We start from the raw sequence: 12731 nt of genomic DNA, 5'->3' as shown, positions 1-12731 counted from the left end.
CCTGGGTGGGTTCAGCGAATGACCTGCGCAACGGCTGCAGCCACGGTGTCGAGGTTGGCCTGGTTCAGCGCCGCCACGCAGATGCGTCCGCTGTCGAGGGCATAGATCGCGTATTCGTCGCGCAGACGGTGCACCTGCGCCCTGCTCAGGCCGGAGTAGGAGAACATGCCCGCCTGCCGGTTGATGAAGCCGAAGTCCGGCGCACCCAGTGCGGCCAGTTTTTCGACGAAGCCCGCGCGCATCGCGTGGATGCGCCCGCGCATGCCACCGAGTTCCTGCTCCCAGCGCGCGCGCAGTTCGCTGCTGCCCAGCACGCCGGCGACCAGCGCGGCGCCGTGCGTCGACGGGCTGGAGTAGATCGTGCGGATGACCTGCTTGATCTTCGACTGCAGCCGCGCGGCCTCGTCGCGATCGACACCGACCATCGACAGGGCGCCGACCCGCTCGCCGTACAGCGAGAACGACTTCGAGTACGAATTGGCGACCACGAAGGCCTCGATGCCCGACTCTCCCAGCAGGCGCACCGCGGTGGCGTCCTGTTCGGTGCCCCGGTCGAAACCCTGGTAGGCCATGTCGACGAAGGGCAGCAGCTTGCGCTCCTTCAGCAGCTCGATCAGCTGCGTCCATTGCGTCGCGTCCAGATCCACGCCCGTGGGGTTGTGGCAGCACGCGTGCAGCAGCACCACGGTGCCGGGCTCCAGGCTGCCCAGGTCTTCCAGCATGCCGGTGAAATCCAGGCCGTGCGTGGCCGGATCGTAGTAGCGGTATTCCAGCAATTCGAAACCCGCCGTGCGGAACACCACGTGGTGGTTGCCCCAGCTCGGGTTGCTGATGGCGATCTTCGCGCCGGCGCCGCCGACCTGCTTCAGCAGGTCCGCGGCCACGCGCAGCGCGGCGCTGCCGCCGATGGTCTGCGCGGTGGCCACGCGTCCGGCGGCGAGCAGCGGCGATGCTTCGCCGAACACCAGTTGCTGGGTCAGCCGGTTGTACGCGGCCAGCCCGTCGATCGGCAGGTAGCCGCGCGGCTTGGCCGCGGCGGCCAGCGCGTTCTCCACCTCGTGCACGCTCGGCAACAGCGGAATGCGGCCCTGTTCGTCGACATAGATGCCCACGCCAAGATTGATCTTGCCCGGCCGGGGGTCGGCGAGGTAGGTCTCGGTGAGACCCAGGATCGGATCGCCCGGAGCCATTTCAACGGATGCAAAGTAGGACACGGCGGTTACTCGAAGTGAGGTGACGGGGAGGGTTCAGGCCTGCGTGGTGGCGGTGTCGTCCGTGCCGTCGACCGGCCAGGCGACGGAGGCGGGCGTGGCGCCGAAGCTGAAGTCGAACAGCTGGCGGTCGGCCAGTTGCGAGGGTGACACATGGGTCAGCGCGCGAAAGATGTTCTCGCTGCGCCCGGGCTGCTGCCGTTCCCACTCGGCCAGCATCCGGCCCACCGCCTGGCGCTGCAGGTTGTCCTGCGAGCCGCACAGGTTGCACGGGATGATCGGAAACTGCTGCTGCGCCGCGTACTCGGCGATGTCGTCCTCGCGGCAATAGGCCAGCGGGCGGATCACCACGTGACGGCCGTCGTCCGAGCGCAGCTTCGGCGGCATCGCCTTCAGCTGCGCCTGGTAGAACATGTTGAGGAAGAACGTGGCGAGGATGTCGTCGCGATGATGGCCGAGCGCGATCTTGGTGATGCCGTTGGCCGCCGCCCAGGTGTACAGCGCGCCGCGACGCAGCCGCGAGCACAGGCTGCACATGGTCTTCCCCGCGGGAATCACCCGGGTCACCGTGCTGTAGGTGTCCTGCTCGATGATGTGAAACGGCACGCCGCGGGCGGTCAGGTAGTCCGGCAATACATGTTCCGGGTAGTCCGGCTGCTTCTGGTCCAGGTTCACCGCGATCAGTTCGAAGCGCACCGGCGCTTTCGCCTGCAACTGCAGCAGCAGGTCCAGCAAGGTGTACGAATCCTTGCCGCCGGACAGGCACACCATCACCTTGTCGCCCTCCTCGATCATGCCGAAATCGCCCACCGCCTGGCCTACCTGGCGGCGCAGGCGCCGGGCCAGCTTGCCGCCGTCGGCGGCGGGTGGGCGGAAAATGGGCAACGGGGCGGACATGTCGGGCGATCGGCAACGGGAGCCTGCCATTGTAGCGACCTCGCCGCCGCCGGGCCGAATCCATGGGCACGGCGGCAAATCGGCGTGGCAAATCGGCGGTACACTTGGGAGATCGCCGCCCAGCCTCATCACCGTCATGCAGGTCCAGGATCACGCAGAAATCGTCCACTTGCTCGCCGAGCTGCGGATGGAGCATCGCGACCTCGACGCCGCGATCGACCAGCTCGCCTCGGCGATCGGTCGCGACGAGCTGCAGCTGACCCGGCTGAAGAAACGCAAGCTGCTGCTGAAGGACCACATCGCGCGGCTCGAGAGCAAGCTGATCCCCGACCTCGACGCCTGAGCGCCCACTGGAATCCCCGATGGCCCCGTTCGCCCCGATCCGTCTGCACGACGAATACGTCGTGCTGGAACCGCTGAGCCTGGAACACGTGCCGGCACTGGAGGCGGCCGCCGCCGACGGCGAGCTGTGGAACCTGCAGGTCACCAGCGTCCCGGCGCCGGGGCAGACCGGTGACTACGTGGCCAGGGCGCTGCAAGGCCAGGCCGAAGGCCACATGCTGCCGTTCGCGATCCGCGAGTCCGGCAGCGGCCAGATCGTCGGCAGCACCCGCTACTACGAGATCGACGCCGCGCTGCCACGGCTCGCCATCGGCTACACCTGGTACGCGAAGCGCTGGCAGAAGAGCCACCTCAACACCGCCTGCAAGCGGCTGCTGCTGGAGCACGCGTTCGAGGCCCTGGACTGCGTGGCGGTGGCCTTCCACACCGACGAATTGAACGAGGATTCGCAGCGCGCGATCGAGCGTCTTGGCGCGCAGCGCGAGGGCGTCCTGCGCGCCCACCGGCGCCGCGTCGACGGCAGCCTGCGCAACACCGTGTGCTTCAGCATCCTCGCCGGGGAATGGCCGAACGTGTCGAACTGGCTGGAGATGCGGCTGAGCCGGCTGGCGGCATCGTAGGAGCGCACCCATGCGCAATGGCTCTTCGTCACGTCACGAAAAGCGTTCGCGCACGGGATACGCTCCTACATCAGCCGGTTGAGCAGGTGGTCGAGCTGGCTGCGGCTGAGTCGCTTCAGCAGCTTGCGCACCTCGGGCGGATACTGCCGCGGGCTCTCCAGCGCCTGGTAGTCGACCAGTCGCGTGGCGTGCCGACGCAAGGCCGCCCACTCCGCTTCGTGTTGTGCCTGCAGCAGGCGCGACGGGTCGCGCAGGATCAGTGCGTTTTCCAGATCCAGTGACCACGCGCGCGGATTGAGGTTGTTGCCGGTCAGCACGGCCACGTCGTCGTCGATCAGCAGGCCCTTCAGGTGATAGCTGTTGTCGCCGTCGCGCCACAGGTGCAGGTTGAGCTGGCCGCTGTCGATCTGGCGGCGGTGCGCGCGGGCGAAGCGGCGCAGGTTGTTTTCGTACAGGTAGGGCAACAGGCCGATGGTCTTGAACGGCTCGCCCGGCGGGATGTAGAAATCGTTGGCGGTCTTGTCGCCGACCATGATGTCGATCGTGCAGCCACGACGCAGCAGCTGGCCCAGCACCGCGCGCACCGGCCGCGGCAGGTTGAAGTACGGGGTCAGCACGATCAGTCGCTGGCGCGTGCCACGCAGCAAGTCGAGCAGCACCTCGTTCAGCGTGTTGTCGCTGCGGCCGAAGCCCGGCAGGGGCGTCACCGCCACCGTGCCGTCGACCAGGCTGGCCTGCGGCACCTCGTAGCTCGCCCGCTGCAATGCCTGGCGGAATTCGCGGATCGCCGGCTGCAACGACTTCGTCGAGGGCACGTCCGCCACGTTCAGGCGCCGCACCGCATCGCTGCCGTTGAAATGCTTCTGCACGAAACCGGCCATCGCGTCGGCCAGGCCGGCGTGCTGCAGCAGGTGATAGCGGTCGAGCCGGTAGCGCCCATGCCGAGCGAGATAGACATCATTGAGACTGGCGCCGCTGTAGAGCACCGCATCGTCGATCACGAAGCCTTTCAGATGCAGCACGCCGAACAGTTCGCGGTTCTGCACCGGCACGCCGTAGATCTCCACCCCCGGCCCCAGCCGCGCCGCGTACTCGCGGTACATGCCCGCGTTGCCCGCGCTTTTCTGCTTGCCGATCAGGCCGCGCTGGGCGCGATGCCAGTCCACGAACACGGCTATCTGCAGATCCGGCGCGCGCGCCTTCGCCGCGTACAGCGCATCGAGCACTTCACGGCCGGCATCGTCGTCCTGCAGGTACAAGGCCACGATCACGATGCGCCGGGTAGCCTGGCCGATGAGTCGCAGCAGGGTCTGCCGGAACGCAGCCGGGTCAGGCAGGGTGGCGATGGCGCCGGCGGGCACCGCGAAGAACGGCATCGCCTGCGTCGAGGCGCCCGGCTTGCGCCTGCGGGGGAACGGCAGGATGCGCCGCGCGATGCGGCCGGGAGCGGAGATCAGCTTGTTCATGGCCACAACGATGGACGACAACGCCCATCATCGCAAACCACGGCGGATGCGCCTACACCGCGGCGCGGCTTCCACGCCGCCGACGGCACTTGCCGCGGGCGACGCCCGGGCGCATAACCTCACCCGCGGCATGGCAGGGGCATCGAGGCCCGGGGGAGAGCAAGCCATGAATCAGAACGGGGAAGCACCGCCCTCGCCTGGCGAGCCGGCTTCGACGGAAGCACAGCTGTTCGGCATGCGGCGCGATCGCGCCGGGGTGGAGCCGCAGGCGCCACACGCCGGCCTGGCCTTGTCCGGTGGCGGCGTGCGCAGCGCCACCTTCTGCCTGGGCCTGTTGCGGGCGCTGGCGCGCAACGGCGTGCTGCACCGTTTCGACTACCTGTCGACGGTCTCCGGTGGCGGCTACATCGGCGCGGCGTTTGGACGTCTGTTCAACGCCGCCACCACGCCGCAACAGGTCGAACAGGGCCTGGCCAATGACCGGTCGCTGCTGCTGTGGTGGTTGCGCAGTAACGGTCGCTACCTGACGCCCGCCGGCGCAGGCGACCTGTTGCAGGCTGCCACCGGGCAACTGCGCGGCTTCGTGGCCACCCAGTTCGAGATCGCCGTGCTGCTGGCGCTGCTGGCATCGGCGGTGGTGTTGCCACACCTGCTCTGCTACCCGGTCTACGCTCAACACCTGCCATGGCTGACGGTGAACCTGTGGTGGCTGGGCCTGGTTCCGCTGGGCTGGTTGTCGGCGGCCTGCGCCTTCGCCTACTGGTGGGCACGCGATCCGGAAGACGGCTCGCTGGCGGGCGACCTGGCCATCGTCGTGGTGACCGCCGCGCTCGGCGGCGGCCTGCTGTGGCTGGCCCCGCCGCTGGACAGCAGCCACGGCCCGGGCCTGATGCAGGTGGCCGGCGTGATCCTGCTGGCCATTCCACTGGCATGGCTGTGGACGCGCGTCCGCGGCAGCCAACCCGCCCAGGACCGCGTGCGCTACACGATCAGCCTCACCTTCCTGCTGAAGTGCCTGCTGCTGTTGCTGCTGCTGGGCGTCGCCGACCTGCTCGGCTGGTTCCTCGCCTGGTTGCTGGAATCGGGCGCCCTGCGCGCTCCCGGGTGGAACGGCGCGGGCATGATCGCGCTGCTGGTGGCGGTGGCGCGCTTTGCCCTGCCGGCGCTGCAGCCGCACAACGGCAAGCCCAGCCTGGCGCGCCTGCCACTGGCCCTGATCGCCAACCTGTGCGGCCTGTTGCTGCTCGGCCTGCTGCTGTTGTTCTGGCTCAGCGCGCTGCAGTACCTGCTGTTCTTCATGGGCACCACCACGTCCGCGCCAGCGGCCTGGCTGCGCTGGCTGGCCGTAGTGGTGCCGTGCCTTGCCTATGCGGGGCTGACCGGGCGCAACCTGCAGGCGATCAACCGCTCGTCGCTGCACGCGTTCTATCGCTCGCGCATCGCGCGCACCTACGTCGCGGTGGGCAACCAGCCGGTGGCCGTCGCCGGCCCGACGCGCTTCCCCGTCTCGCCGCTGCAGTCGACGGACTCCGCCAGCGCACAGGCGGTGGTCAAGGTGACCGAACTGCTCGACCACGACGATGTGGCACTGCCCGACTACACGCCGCACCTGCACGGCGGCCCGATCCACCTGATCAACTGTTGCATCAACCAGACCGTCGACGATCGCACCGAGGCGTTCAACGCCGATCGCAAGGGCATCTGCCTCACCGTCGGTCCGTTCGGCGTGGAAACCGGGACCCGGCCCGCACGAACGCAGCCTGCGGGCGCCGGCGAAACGCTGCAGGGCACCACGCTGGCCGAGTGGATCGCCATCTCCGGTGCCGCCGCCGGTTCCGGCATGGGTTCGATGACCCGCCCCGGGGTGGCCGTGCTCACCTTCCTGAGCGGCCTCCGGCTCGGCTACTGGTGGCGCAACCGGCTCGGCAAGCCGTCGCTGTCATGGTCATGGCTCGGCAAGTCGCGGGCGGCCCTGCAGGAAATGCTGGCGCGCTTTCCCGGCCTGCAGGGGCCGGTGTGGTACCTGTCCGACGGCGGGCATTTCGACAACACCGGTGTCTATGCCCTGCTCAAGCGCGAGCTGAAGCTGATCGTGCTGGCCGATTGCGGTGCCGACCCGAACTATCTGTTCGCCGACGTCGAAAACCTGGTCCGCAAGGCGCGCATCGACTATGCCGCCATCATCGAATTCATCGACCCGGCCAGCCTCGCGCCGGGCACCGTCGAGCCCGCGCTGCTGGACCGGCTCGGCACGCCGGACAGCGTGATGCCGGGGCCGGGCACGCAAAGCCTGCTGCTGGCCCGCATCCGCTACCAGAGCGGCAACACCGGCGCCCTGCTGGTGGTGAAACCGCGCCAGCCGGCGGACTCGCCGCTCGACATCGTCGGCTACGCCAACCGCGACATGCGTTTCCCGCAGCAGGGTACGGAGGACCAGTTCTTCGACGAGGCGCAATGGGAAAGCTATTGCCAGCTGGGCGAACTGCTGGGCAGGCCGCTCGATCGCGCGATCCTCGACGCACTTCCCGCGCTGGCGCTGGACGGGGTCGCCGCCAGCATCGGTCCGCTCGCTCCGGACGTGCAGAAGAGCGCGATGTCGCTGCGCCAGCGGGTCACCGCCACGGTCGGCGCCTCGCTCGGACTGAGCGCGATCGCCGGCCTGGCGCTGGCCGGTTGGCAAGCGTGGGATGCCCACCTGAAACAGGGCATCGAACAGCAGAAACTGGTCACCGAGGCCGCCCGCGACCTGGGCAAGGCGATCGGCGACGATGCCGCCTTCGACGGCAGCATGGATGCCTCGGTGCAGCTGTTCCGCGCCCAGGCCGGGCCGCCGCCGTACCCGGACTCGATCCGCCTGATGGTGGACGGCCTGGTCGATTCGCTGCAGGCGAAATGCGCCAAACTGCCACCGGGCCAGCTCGCGCTCAATTGCAACAACGACCTGACCATCCTCGGCGGCGCCCCCTCGCTGACCCGCTGGGAACGCGCCATGGTCGGCTACCGTGACTGGCCACCGGTGGTGGCGCTCGATCCCGACGCACCCGTCGTGGCGGGCGCGAACCCCTCCCCGGACTCCGCAACCACGACATCCGCCACCGACACGACACCCGTCACCGTCGACGACATGCCGTCCGAAAGCCCGACGCTGGCATCGGCACCGGAGCCCGCGCGAGATGTTCCCCCACCGCCGCCTCCGCCGCCGCCCGAAACGGCAACGCCGCCACCGGTCCGGACGGCACGCCCGACTGCTGCCGCCACCACGGTCGCCCACGCCTCACCGGCGAACGCCGCCACCCTGGCCGACGCCGCACGCCGCGCCTGCACCCAGGGCATCTCGCGCCGTTTCGTGGTCTATGCGCAGATCTACGACGAGGCCGAGCGCGCCGCAGCCGAGACCCTGCTGCCCCAGCTGCGCGACCTGGGCGTGGCCACGCCCGGCATCGAGAACGTCACCGCCAGCGCCGCCAGCCGTGGCCGCACCCTGCCGTTCCAGTGGCACGTGCCCACCGTGCTCTACAGCGATGCCGGCACCCAGTGCGCGTCGGCGATCAGCGCATGGATGGGCGCCACCCGTCCGTTCGACTCGCCCCGCGCGCCCCAGGCCGTGCCGTTCCCGCTCTCCATCCGCGGCGAACCGAACGTGATCGAGCTGTGGATTCCCGCCACGGCGAAACCCTGACTGCCCCGTGAGGCCACTCAACGCGGGGGGTGCGTGGGGGCCGGCCTGGCGACTCCGTGCTGGATCGGGTCAGTGCCGGATCGGGAATGTCTGCGCGTTGCCGGGCGTCGAATTCGGCGCGGCATGGCCCGCCGGGTTGGCGCTCGGCACGCGCGCACCGCACTGATACGCGCCCCAGGGCTGCGATCCCGCGTCGGGTTCGGCCAGCGGCTTGATCGTGTCGGCATTCATCTTGGCGGCCTCGTTGCGGGCCAGCACTTCGAGTTCGTCGCGCACCTTGATGTCGTTGCGGTCGACCGGGCCGACGTGATCCATCACCGAGACGGTGACCTTGCCCAGGTCGCGACAGGCCGAGACGTCGCCGCTCCAGGCGGTGCGCACGTTCTTCGCCGCCGGGTCCATGGTGATGCCCCAGTTGCAGGCGCTCAGCAGCAACACGGGGACGAGCAACAGCAGGGTCTTGCGCATGGAGGGCTCCGCAACAGTGACTTGGAATATGGAAGAGGCCGGACCTTGCGATCCGGCCTCCATCGTAACGCGGTGGCGCGGACGCGTCCCGCGGCGGCCGCACGACATGCGGCGCCGGTTCATGCCGGCGCCGCATGCAGGCTCACCTGGCCGGCTTCGCCGCCACCGGCTTGCCGTCGGCATCGAGCACCTGCACCTGGCCGAGCTTGAGCGCACGGATCGGCGACTCGATCTTCGCCAGGTCGCCGACGATCACCCAGGTCAGCTGGTCCGGGTGGATGATCTGCTTCGCCGCCGCCTCCACCGCGCCGTCGGTCTGTCCCTCGATGCGCGACTTCAGGGTCTGCACGTAGTCATCCGGGCGGTTGTACAGGGCGATGCCCTGCATCGCATCCATCACCGCCGAGGTGGTCTGGTACTCGCCCGGCATGCTGCGCACGTCGCCGACCTTGACCTTGCTGATCTCGGCCTCGGTCAGCGGCTTGTCGCCGATCACGCCGTTGGCCTCCTTCAGCATCTCGGCAATCGATGGCGCGGTCTTGTCGGTCTGCACCGGCGCGTACAGCATGAACGGACGCTGCCCCACCGCGTTCTGCAGGAAGCTGAAGGCGCCGTAGGCCCAGTGCTTGTCCTCGCGCAGGTTCATGTTGAGACGCGAGGTGAAGGTGCCGCCGAAGGCACCGTTCATGGTCTGGATTTCCAGGTTGTTGGCCGCTTCGGTGGAAGGCGCCAGGCTGCCGGCAAGGATCAGCGTCTGCTGCGCTCCGGGACGATCGACCAGGAACACGCGCGCCTGCTGCGGCGGCGTGACCTGGCCGATGTTCTTCACCGGCACCTTGCCGGCCGGTGCCTTCCAGTCCCCGAACACCGCGTTCAACTGCGGGATGATCTGGTCCAGCGTGGTGTCGCCGGCGACCAGGATCTTCACGTTGTCCGGGCGGATGTAGTCGTCCATGAAGCTGCGCATGTCGGCCGCGGTCAGCGACTTGATCGACGCCTCGGTGCCCGAACCGGTGAACGGGATCGCGTAGGCGTGGTCCTTGCCGTACAGCAGCGGCGGCAGGGTCCGCAGGGCGATGCCGGTGGGCTGGCTCTTTTCCTGCGCGATGCGCGCCAGCCACTGGCCACGCAGGCGACTGGTGTCGCCGTCACGGAAGGCCGGATTGCGCACGATGTCGGCGAACAGGTCGAGCGAGGGCTTGAGCTGGTCATCGAGTGCATTGAGCGAGGCGTTGCAGTAATCCAGCCCGCAACCGCTGGCGATGATCGCGCCCAGACGCTGCTTGCGCTTGGCGATCTCCACCGAGTCCAGGCTGCTGGTGCCTTCGTCGAGCATGTTCATGGTGAAGCTGGAGGTGCCCAGCTTGCGCCCCTGGTCGGCGGCGAAACCCGCGTCGAACAGCAGCTGCAACTGCACCGCCGGCACGGTGTGGCGTTCGGCCAGGACCACCTCGATGCCGTTGTCGAGCTTGCCGCGTTGCAGCTTCGGGAAGCTGAGGTCGGGGAAGCTGCTGACCTCGGGCACGCCCTTGCCGCGATCGACGTCGCTGGCCACCGTCTTGAAGTCGCCCCTGGCTGAAAGCACCGGCGCCGGCGCACCCTTGGCGGCGGCACGACCGGCCATCTTGGCCATGTCGGTGGCGTCGACCTTGCCCGGCACGACGGTCAAGGTGTAGTCGCCCTTGCTGATCCACTTGTCGGCCACCGCCTTAACGCTGGCCGGGGTCGCCGCCATGAACGCGTTGAAGTCCTTCAGGTACTGCCCCGGATCACCGTGATACAGCTGGCCCTGGGCGAGAATCGAAGCCTGCGTGTTGACCTTTTCCAGGCCGCGCACGAAGGAGGCACGCGTCTCGGTCTTCACCCGCGCCAGTTCGTCGGCGGTGGGGCCGGTCTTCAGGAATTTCTGCCACTCGTCGGCGATGGCGGCCTCGACCTTCGCCGGATCGACACCCTTCTTCACGTCCACCTGCAGGTTGAACATGCTGGCCAGCACATGCTGCTCGACGTCGACCGAGACATCGTCGGCCAGCTTGTCCTGGTAGACCAGCCGCTGGTAGAGCCGCGAGGTCTTGCTGCCGCCGAGCACGGCGGCGGCCAGTTCCAGCAGGTTCTCGTCGTTGCTGCCGCGACCGGGCACGTTCCACTCGCGGTAGATGCGGGTCTGCGCCACGTTGTCGGTCATCGTGCCCCGGGTGGAGCTGTCGCGCGGCGCGATCCACGGCTGCGGCCGCGGCACCTGGGGGCCGGCGGCGATGTCGCCGAAATACTTCTGCATCTTTTCCTTCGCCACCGCCGGCGTGATGTCGCCGGACAGCACCACCACCGTGTTCGCCGCGCCGTAGTAGTCGCGGAACCACTGCTTGACGTCGCCCAGCGAGGCGGCGTTCAAGTCGTCCATCGAGCCGATGGTGTCGTGGTGGTAGGGATGGTTGGCCGGGAACGCCTCGGCCTGGATCAGCTCGCCGGCACGGCCGTATGGCTGGTTCTCGCCCTGGCGCTTCTCGTTCTGCACCACGCCGCGCTGCTCGTCCAGCTGCGGCTGGCCGATCGCGCCCAGCAGGTGCCCCATGCGGTCGGATTCCATCCACAGCGCCATGTCCAGCGCACTGGTCGGCACCGTCTCGAAGTAGTTGGTGCGATCGAGCCAGGTGGTGCCGTTCTGGTCGGTGGAGCCGGCCAGTTCGAACGGCTTGAAGTATTCGTCCTTGTGGTTCTCCGAGCCCTGGAACATCAGGTGCTCGAACAGGTGCGCGAAACCGGTCTTGCCCTTCGGCTCATACGACGAACCGACGTGATACCAGACGCTGACCGCCACCACCGGCGCCTTGTGGTCTTCGTGCACCACCACGGTGAGGCCGTTGGGCAGGGTGAAACGGCTGTAGGCCAGCTCGGGAATCTGCTGCGAGGCGGCGGCAGTCGTCGCGGCGGCGGCAGCGGGAGCGGCCCATGCCAGCGGCATGCCGCCAGCCAGGGTGAGCGCGCCGGCGATCAGCAGGGCGAGTGGTTTCTTTGTCACGGTGAACCTCCTGTTTCACGGATAAGTCGACACAGGCTAGCGGCGCGGGACGGGTGTCGCAAATGACTTGCGGCAGGGTACGCCGGGGGCGTCCGCCAGCGTGTCCGGCTGTCCGGCGGCGGTCGACAGCGGTGTCCGCGGACAGGATTGCCGGCCCGAAGCCACCGTGATGACCGCGTCAAATCAAGCACTTGGAGCGTTTGCAACCGTTGGCACGCGGATTGCTCTCTTGTCCGTGCAGGGACTCTTCCCCCATTCGTCGGAGACAAGCTCATGAAATTCGAAACCCTGATGTTGCGCGGACTGTTCATCGCCTGCCTGGCGGTATGCGGCCTGATCTTCGGCGCCATGGTGACCACCACGCCCGCCTCGGTACGGCTGGCCGGCAGCCATTCGCTGCGGACGATCCTGCTGGCGGCGCCGAGCAGTTGCGCCTTGCCGCCCGACGGCGTGATGTGCGCCCAGCTCGGCACGGCGTCGCCGCTCAACGGTTGATCCCGGGCGATGCCGTACGGCGATAATGGCGGATGCTCCACGTCATCCTGTTCAATCCCGAGATCCCGCCGAACACCGGCAACGTGATTCGCCTGTGCGCGAACACCGGCGCTGGGCTGCATCTGATCCGTCCGCTGGGCTTCGAACTTGACGATGCCCGCCTGCGCCGCGCCGGGCTGGACTACCACGAGTACGCAAGGCTCGCGGTGCACGACGACCTGGCCAGTTGCCTTGATGCGATCGGCGCGCCCCGGGTGTTCGCCTTCACCACCCGCGGCCGTGTCGCCCATGTGGAGGCGCGTTTTGCCGACGGCGACGCCCTGCTGTTCGGCTGCGAAACCGCCGGACTGCCGGCAGCCGTGCTCGAGGCGATTCCCGCCGAGCAACGCCTGCGCCTGCCGATGCGTCCGGACAGCCGCAGCCTGAACCTGTCGAACACGGTGGCCGTGGCCGTCTACGAGGCATGGCGGCAGCTCGGCTTCGTCGGAGCCGGCAGCCAGGAATAGGGAATCGGCAGAGCGCTCTTCCGCGAGA

General features: G+C 68.4%; 10 protein-coding genes. 5 read left to right on the top strand and 5 right to left on the bottom strand.

The window, feature by feature from the left end; genetic code table 11:
* Positions 1 to 11: 11 nt before the first annotated feature.
* Positions 12 to 1214, bottom strand: coding sequence for an amino acid aminotransferase (locus ABNK63_RS01740; protein WP_350016516.1), 1203 nt, complete (start codon positions 1212 to 1214; stop codon positions 12 to 14).
* Positions 1215 to 1247: 33 nt separating this feature from the next.
* Positions 1248 to 2108, bottom strand: coding sequence for a tRNA 2-thiocytidine(32) synthetase TtcA (gene ttcA, locus ABNK63_RS01735; RefSeq protein ID WP_007804201.1), 861 nt, complete (start codon positions 2106 to 2108; stop codon positions 1248 to 1250).
* A 136-nt stretch (positions 2109 to 2244) separates the two neighbouring features.
* Here ttcA and ABNK63_RS01730 point away from each other — a divergent pair, with 136 nt between their 5' ends.
* Positions 2245 to 2451 (top strand): DUF465 domain-containing protein, encoded by a 207-nt coding sequence (locus ABNK63_RS01730; RefSeq protein ID WP_007804203.1) that lies wholly within the window; start codon positions 2245 to 2247, stop codon positions 2449 to 2451.
* A 19-nt stretch (positions 2452 to 2470) separates the two neighbouring features.
* Positions 2471 to 3070, top strand: a complete 600-nt coding sequence (locus ABNK63_RS01725) for a GNAT family N-acetyltransferase (RefSeq protein ID WP_350016515.1) — start codon at positions 2471 to 2473, stop codon at positions 3068 to 3070.
* Between the two features lie 65 nt (positions 3071 to 3135).
* Here the strand turns inward: ABNK63_RS01725 and pssA are convergent, their stop codons facing one another.
* Positions 3136 to 4536 (bottom strand): CDP-diacylglycerol--serine O-phosphatidyltransferase, encoded by a 1401-nt coding sequence (gene pssA / locus ABNK63_RS01720; RefSeq protein WP_007804206.1) that lies wholly within the window; start codon positions 4534 to 4536, stop codon positions 3136 to 3138.
* A gap of 166 nt (positions 4537 to 4702) precedes the next feature.
* Here pssA and ABNK63_RS01715 point away from each other — a divergent pair, with 166 nt between their 5' ends.
* Complete coding sequence (locus ABNK63_RS01715) at positions 4703 to 8215, top strand: patatin-like phospholipase family protein (protein WP_350016514.1); 3513 nt, start codon at positions 4703 to 4705, stop codon at positions 8213 to 8215.
* 69 nt (positions 8216 to 8284) lie between these two features.
* On the opposite strand, the gene ABNK63_RS01710 is transcribed toward ABNK63_RS01715, so the two are convergent.
* Both ABNK63_RS01710 and ABNK63_RS01705 read right to left on the bottom strand, forming a co-directional pair.
* Positions 8285 to 8683, bottom strand: a complete 399-nt coding sequence (locus ABNK63_RS01710; RefSeq protein WP_007804210.1) for a DUF4156 domain-containing protein — start codon at positions 8681 to 8683, stop codon at positions 8285 to 8287.
* A 142-nt stretch (positions 8684 to 8825) separates the two neighbouring features.
* Positions 8826 to 11702, bottom strand: a complete 2877-nt coding sequence (locus ABNK63_RS01705; protein WP_350016513.1) for a pitrilysin family protein — start codon at positions 11700 to 11702, stop codon at positions 8826 to 8828.
* A 273-nt stretch (positions 11703 to 11975) separates the two neighbouring features.
* Here ABNK63_RS01705 and ABNK63_RS01700 point away from each other — a divergent pair, with 273 nt between their 5' ends.
* Together ABNK63_RS01700 and trmL are read left to right on the top strand one after the other, a co-directional pair.
* On the top strand, positions 11976 to 12197 hold the full coding sequence (locus ABNK63_RS01700; protein ID WP_007804214.1) for a hypothetical protein: 222 nt from the start codon (positions 11976 to 11978) through the stop codon (positions 12195 to 12197).
* Between the two features lie 32 nt (positions 12198 to 12229).
* Positions 12230 to 12703: a tRNA (uridine(34)/cytosine(34)/5-carboxymethylaminomethyluridine(34)-2'-O)-methyltransferase TrmL gene (gene trmL / locus ABNK63_RS01695; RefSeq protein WP_007804216.1), complete on the top strand. Its 474-nt coding sequence runs from the start codon at positions 12230 to 12232 to the stop codon at positions 12701 to 12703.
* Positions 12704 to 12731 lie beyond the last annotated feature (28 nt).

This window comes from Rhodanobacter sp. IGA1.0 (assembly GCF_040208325.1).
Lineage (GTDB): Bacteria > Pseudomonadota > Gammaproteobacteria > Xanthomonadales > Rhodanobacteraceae > Rhodanobacter > Rhodanobacter spathiphylli.
The sequence above is the reverse complement of the archived record's forward strand: the minus strand, read 5'-3'. Positions and strand labels throughout refer to the sequence as shown.